At 37.2% G+C, this 5,061-nt stretch carries 4 protein-coding genes and 1 tRNA gene; all 5 read left to right on the top strand.

Features of this window, described 5'->3' with window-relative positions:
• The first annotated feature begins 96 nt into the window (after positions 1–96).
• Positions 97–462, top strand: a complete 366-nt coding sequence (locus tag ACQR30_RS12895) for an NAD(P)/FAD-dependent oxidoreductase (RefSeq protein WP_429735743.1) — start codon at positions 97–99, stop codon at positions 460–462.
• Positions 363–1,340, top strand: coding sequence for an NAD(P)/FAD-dependent oxidoreductase (locus ACQR30_RS12890; protein WP_429735741.1), 978 nt, complete (start codon positions 363–365; stop codon positions 1,338–1,340). The genes ACQR30_RS12895 and ACQR30_RS12890 overlap by 100 nt, the downstream gene beginning before the upstream one ends.
• A gap of 118 nt (positions 1,341–1,458) precedes the next feature.
• Positions 1,459–2,718, top strand: coding sequence for a serpin family protein (locus ACQR30_RS12885; protein ID WP_429735739.1), 1,260 nt, complete (start codon positions 1,459–1,461; stop codon positions 2,716–2,718).
• A 145-nt stretch (positions 2,719–2,863) separates the two neighbouring features.
• Entirely contained in the window at positions 2,864–4,396 is a 1,533-nt protein-coding gene (gene guaA / locus ACQR30_RS12880) for a glutamine-hydrolyzing GMP synthase (protein ID WP_429735736.1), read from the top strand.
• 108 nt (positions 4,397–4,504) lie between these two features.
• Positions 4,505–4,578, top strand: a tRNA-Met gene (locus ACQR30_RS12875).
• Positions 4,579–5,061: the final 483 nt, after the last annotated feature.

Genomic DNA, 5,061 nt, shown 5'->3' with positions numbered 1-5,061 from the left:
ATTAGCTAAACTTTATGCCTAATGAAACACATCCCCCAATATTTCAACCTGATCCGCTTTTTACTTATCTTGTTGACCTATTAAATTTTATATTCAATGATTGAAACAACAGTTTGTATTATAGGTGCAGGGCCGGCAGGCGCAGCCACAGCGTTACAGCTTCATCAATATGGAATTTCTTGCGTTGTGGTAGATAAGGCAGTCTTCCCAAGGGATAAAGTTTGTGGCGATGGACTAAGCGGAAAGACTTTGGCGGCATTAAATCGAATTGACAAGAATATTGGAGAGCGATTGAGTGCATTTGCACTTAAAGAAGATAGCTGGGGGGCACTTTTGTTGCTCCTAACCGTGCTTTTTTGGATATGGGTTATAAACCTAATTATGATAAAAACAAAGAAGCAACCGCTGCCGGTTTTGTATGTAAACGCATTGATTTTGATAATTTTCTGGTTGAAGAAATGAAGCTATGTAATAGTATTCAACTCATTCAGGGACAGTCAGTAGATAAATATAAGCTTGGAGAAGATGGCTATTTATTAAGTAATGCAGGTGGTGATTTTCAAATAAAGACTCAATTAGTAATTGTAGCTAATGGTGCACATTCGGGTTTTACAAAAGAAGTTGCCAATATACACATGGAGCCTAAACATTATTGTGCTGGGGTACGTGCATACTACAAAAATGTTTCAGGGTTACATAAAGATGGGTTTATAGAACTACATTTCTTAAAGACACTTCTTCCTGGTTATTTTTGGATATTCCCTTTACCCAATGGAGAGGCGAATGTAGGTGTGGGTATTTTGAGCGATACTGTAAGAAAGAAAAAACTGAATTTAAAAAAGATGCTTCTTGATACTGTTGAAAATGATCCGCTTTTAAAAGAGCGGTTTAAAGAAGCAGAACTGATAGATAATATCGATGGCTACGGATTGCCTTTGGGAAGTAAAAAACGTGTCATCTCCGGGGAACGCTATATGCTTGTTGGGGATGCGGCATATTTGATTGACCCTTTTACCGGAGAGGGCATTGGCAATGCTTTGTATTCTGGCCGTATCGCGGCAGAAAGAGCAGTTGCTGCTATCGCTGCTAATGATTTTTCTGCTTCATTTTTAGAGAGTTATGACAAAGCAATTTACGCAAAATTAGGGTCAGAATTGAGACTTAGTACTCGCTTACATAAACTTGTTCATAAACCTATATTGTTTAATTTTATACTCCGAGTTGGAATGAAAAATAAACAACTGAAAGAATTAATGAGTTGTATGTTTTACGAAATTGACATTCGTAAAAAACTGACCAGCCCAATTTTTTATATAAAATTGTTATTAAATAAGGTTTAGATGTTTTTTAGTACAATTCCGTAGAAAAGCCAGGCAATTTGTTTGGCTTTTATTGTAGCATTTATGGGTTAAATTCTGTTTAATAATCCGTGAATGAACACTATTTAGATGATATTGTATGAAAAAATCTTCTCTTTCGGTCTGTATAATTGGCAGTTTATTGCTCTGGGGATGTGCCAAACAGCTGCATCAATCAGATTCTGCGGGGCAAAATAGCCCTATAATGCAGATAAATATACCTTCGACAGTATCCCAAAATATGTCGGGCTTTTCTTTTAGCTTCTTTAAAAATCTACAATCTGTCCAACTGGATTCTGTCAATATTTTTGTATCTCCGCTTAGTTTGCACATGGACCTAGGCATGTTGTTAAATGGTTCTTCTGGCAATACATATAGCCAAATTGCAAATGCGTTGCAGTCGCAAAACTTATCTTTAGGTGCGATAGACACTACTTATAAAACTTTATTACAAGATTTGCCTATCGCAGATAAACAGGTGCAATTAGGTTTGTTCAATTCCCTGTGGTATCGCAATAGTTTTTCTGTTGAGCCAAATTATATAGATCAGTTAAAAGATTATTTTGAAGCTAAAGTAGATGGATTACCTTTTGTTTCATCGGATGCCGATGTTATCAACCAATGGGCTAGTGATAAAACGAATGGAAAAATTACCAATGTTGTTGATAAAAAAGAAATAACTCCGATGTCGGTAATGTTTTTGCTGAATGCACTTTATTTTAAAGGTAATTGGTCTGTTCAATTCGATAAAAATAATACCAAAGATTACACTTTTTATTTGGGTAGCGGGGCTACAAAACAGGTTAAAATGATGATGAATACAGATACTTTTCATTACCGTTTTATGGATCATTACGAAGCTATTCGCCTCCCTTATGGAAATGGCCAGTTCTCAATGACGGTGATTTTACCAAATGAAGGGTATAAGATTGGGGATATTTTAAGTAGTATGGACGAAAATCAATGGAGTAATTTGCAAAATAGTATGAATGCAGGTAAGGTACAGATAGGTTTACCGAGATTTAAGATTTCAGCTTACAAGGTAAATCTAATACCCGCCATGCAAAAAATGGGCATAACGGACTTATTTTCCCAAAACTCGGCTGATTTGACCAAAATAAACAGTCGCGCACGCGCACTTGGATTGTATGTTGATCTCTTAAAACAATTTACTTATTTAAATGTGGACGAGCAGGGTACAGAAGCAGCTGCTGTTACTGTCGGCGGGGCTGTCGCAACATCTATGCCGCTGCCGCCGCCATCCATTATTTGTGATCACCCATTTGGAATTATTATTAGCGAGCATACCTCAAATACGATTTTATTTATGGGTAGAATAATGAACCCGGCTAGTGAATAAGCAATTTATTTTTACAAAGAGTAGATAATTCCTTCTAAAAGCCTTCCGCAATATCGTTTTGCGAAAGGCTTCTTGATTTTTTGCTTTATGTTTTTTATTTGAATTAGCTTTGCGCAAAATTTTCCATTGGATTAAATCAATTTTTATGACTGAAAAAATCATCATCCTGGACTTCGGAAGTCAATATACACAACTCATTGCCCGCGCTGTCCGTGAAGCCAATGTGTATTGTGATATTTTGCCCTATCATAAAGATTTTTCAATTGATGAAAATTTAAAAGGAATTATTTTGAGTGGCTCACCATGTAGTGTGAACGAATCGGACGCACCAAGTGTAGATGTCGCTTCATTTATAGAAAAAGTACCGGTTCTTGGCATTTGCTATGGTGCTCAATTAACGGCTAAAATATTTGGAGGCCGTGTAGAAAAATCGGATAAACGGGAGTATGGTCGCGCTCAAATGAATGGACAAAAACAGGATGGGTTGCTTACAGGTATTTCTGATAAATCACAGGTGTGGATGAGTCATAGTGATTCTATAAAAGAGTTGCCTGAAGGTTTTGAAATACTTGCCACAACGGAAAGCATTCCTGTTGCAGCTTTTAGAAAAGTAGGAGGTAGTCATCCTCTTTATGGATTGCAATTTCATCCAGAAGTATATCATTCGACTGAAGGGAAAAAGATACTGTTTAATTTCTTAGTTAATATTTGTGGCTGTTCTCAAGACTGGACGCCTGCTTCTTTTGCGGAAGAAACGATCGCTGGCTTGAAGGAAAAAATTGGCGACAAGCACGTAATAATGGCTTTGAGCGGAGGTGTTGATAGTACTGTGGCTGCAACACTTATCAGTCGCGCTATCGGTGATAGATTGCATGGCATATTTGTGGACAATGGAGTGTTGCGCAAAGGGGAATTTGAACAGGTTTTAGAGACCTACAAGGGCATCGGCTTAAATGTAAAAGGCATCGATGCGAAACAACTTTTTTATAGAGAATTGGCCGGGAAAACAGACCCTGAAGCAAAAAGAAAAGTCATTGGTAAATTGTTTATTGATGTTTTCCATGGGGAAGCTTTGAAAATAAAAGAAGCTAGTTTCTTGGGACAAGGCACCATTTATCCAGATGTAATAGAAAGCGTAAGTGTACATGGGCCTTCCGTTACTATCAAGTCGCACCACAATGTGGGTGGATTGCCCGATATAATGAATTTACAACTTATTGAACCACTTCGTTTTTTGTTTAAAGATGAAGTAAGGAGAGTGGGCTTGGAATTGGGCATACCAAAAGATATGATTAGCCGCCATCCTTTTCCCGGACCAGGTTTAGCTATCCGTATTTTGGGAGAAGTGACTGAAGAGAAAGCAATGCTTTTACAAGAAGCCGATTATTATTATATTAAAGCTTTGAAAGATAAGGGGCTTTATGATAATGTGTGGCAAGCAGGTGCTATTTTGCTTCCCGTAAAGAGTGTAGGGGTGATGGGAGATGAGCGTACTTATGAATATACATTAGCCTTACGTGCTGTAACCTCTGTAGATGGAATGACGGCAGATTGGGCACATTTACCTTACGAATTTCTAGCCGATATCTCTAACGAAATCATCAACAATGTACGTGGAATAAACCGCGTAGTCTACGATATCAGCAGCAAACCACCGGCAACTATTGAATGGGAATAAGCGCTTTCGTAGGTTCAAGAAATTAATACCTATAATTTTTTGAATAAAAGATAAATTCCTATTACTTTTGCAACCCGTTGAAGCATTGTATGTTTTAATGAAAACCACGGCGAGGTAGCTCAGGTGGTTAGAGCGCAGGATTCATAACCCTGAGGTCTCGGGTTCAATTCCCGATCTCGCTACATAGTTAAAGGCTTAATTTATTGCAAATCAATATTTTAAGTCTTTTCTATTTACAATAGGTAGTAAAAAGGGTGGTAAATTTCGAATCAACGGAAAAACTTCCTTTGAGCTTCTGTTGAAATCTCGCAAAAATGCAATCCATTTTTTGTTTTCCCAGAAAACAGTGATCGGTAAATAACAATGCACCATTTTTGGCAATTATCCAATAACTAATCGCATTTAGAGGAATTTCTAAATTTTGTCCGGTCTTGATTGATTTTTTATAAATTGAATTATCTCGAATGTGCGCGTTTTTAATCTACTAAATCACTATAACGTAATCCTGTAGCACAGGAAAAGATAAATAAGTCACGAATTTTATCAAGACTCTCGTAGCCTATTTTCTGAATTATTTCTTTGCCTTTTACATTGTTGCAATTCCAAGCCGTAAGATTGGTGCAGGTTGCACCCGCATAATTTGATACTTAATTAAAGAAGTTTAG

The organism is Arachidicoccus sp., assembly GCF_050436765.1.
GTDB lineage: Bacteria > Bacteroidota > Bacteroidia > Chitinophagales > Chitinophagaceae > Arachidicoccus.
Note: the sequence above shows the minus strand (reverse complement) of the source record. Positions and strands in the feature narration are given on the sequence as shown.